1 protein-coding gene is annotated in these 1,348 nt (G+C 69.2%); it reads right to left on the bottom strand.

The window, feature by feature from the left end; all coding sequences use genetic code 11:
* Positions 1-37: 37 nt before the first annotated feature.
* Positions 38-1,275 (bottom strand): IS3 family transposase gene (locus ACIQUT_RS40305; RefSeq protein WP_403570716.1). Its coding sequence is split into 2 segments (ribosomal slippage): positions 38-949 and positions 952-1,275, totalling 1,236 coding nucleotides; the frame shifts between segments, so codons are not numbered across the junction.
* Positions 1,276-1,348 lie beyond the last annotated feature (73 nt).

The following is a 1,348-nucleotide window of genomic DNA, read 5'->3' as shown; positions in this document are numbered from 1 at the left end:
GGGCCTTCCCCCGTGAAGGTGGGCACGCGGGGATTGATCACGCGGCGAGCGTGAGTTTAACGCTGTGGTGTCGGCGTTCGTATTCGTCGGGGCTGAGGTGACCGTTGGCGGAGTGCCGGCGGCGGGTGTTGTAGCGGGTCAGCCAGGCGAAGACAGTCTGGCGGCAGGTGGTGGCGTCGCCGTAGTCGTGGGCGCCTTTGAGGGTCTCGCGTTTCAGGGATGCGTGGAAGCTTTCGCAGGCCGCGTTGTCGGCGCTGGTGCCCACCATGCCCATCGACCGGGTCACCCCGAGCCGGCCGCAGAGGCCGGCGAAGGCCCGGGATCCGTATTGGGCCCCGTGGTCGGAATGGAACACCGATCCCTCCAGGCGGCCGCGGGTCGAGGCGGCCATCCGCAGCGCGTCGGCTACCAGGCCGGTCCGCATGTGGTCGGCGATGGACCAGCCCACGACCTTGCGGCTGAAGCAGTCCAGCACGGTCGCGAGATAGAGGAACTTCCCGCCCGCAAGCGGGAGATACGTGATGTCGCCCATGTACTTCCGTCCCGGCTCGGTGGCGGTGAAGTTCCGCTGGAACAGGTCTGGGACCGGTGAGGCTGCCGGGTCGGGGACGGTCGTGCGCACGCGTCTGTGCAGACGGATCCCGGTGATGGAGAACGTCCGCATGATCCGTGCGACCCGCTTCTCGTTGACCCGTCGCCCTTTCTCGCGGAGCTCGGCGGTCACGCGCGGGGAGCCGTAGGCGCCGCCGGACTCGCCGTGGACCTTGCGGATCTCCTCGGCCAGGACCCGGTCCTGGCGCTGCCGGGCGGCCCGGGCCTCGGCGCCGGCGAGCCACTTGTAGTAGCTGGACCGGTTCACGTCCAGGATCTCGCAGAGCCGCTTCACCTCGTAGGTGTTCCGGTGGTCGTCAACGAACTGGAAGCGGCTCCTCACCAGCTCGTCTCTCCGGCGAAATACTTGGCCGCCTTGCGGAGTATGTCCCGCTCGGTGGCCAGCTTGCGCTCACTCGCCTCGAGCTCGGCCACCCGTGCCTCCAGCTGCCGGACCCGCTCGTCCGGATCAGCGGGCGGCACCGCCGCCCGGTGCCGGGCAGTCGGCTTCGCAGCCGCGGCGGTGACGCCGCGGCGTTCGCGGTCCCGCAGCACCCACTCGCGCAGGGTCGCCCGGTTGACGCCCAGGTCAGCGGCGATGCTCTTGTACGTCGCGCCGGGTGTGGACTCGTACAGGGCCACGGCATCGGCCTTGAACTCGTCCGAGTAGTCCCTCATCGCCATCGGCGGTCTTCTCGCTTCCTCCGGATCAAGCAGATCCAGTATCAGCGTGTCCACCACTCAGGGGGAGGCCCCG

The organism is Streptomyces sp. NPDC090445, from assembly GCF_044769385.1.
GTDB lineage: Bacteria > Actinomycetota > Actinomycetes > Streptomycetales > Streptomycetaceae > Streptomyces.
This window is presented reverse-complemented; position numbering and strand designations above follow the sequence as displayed.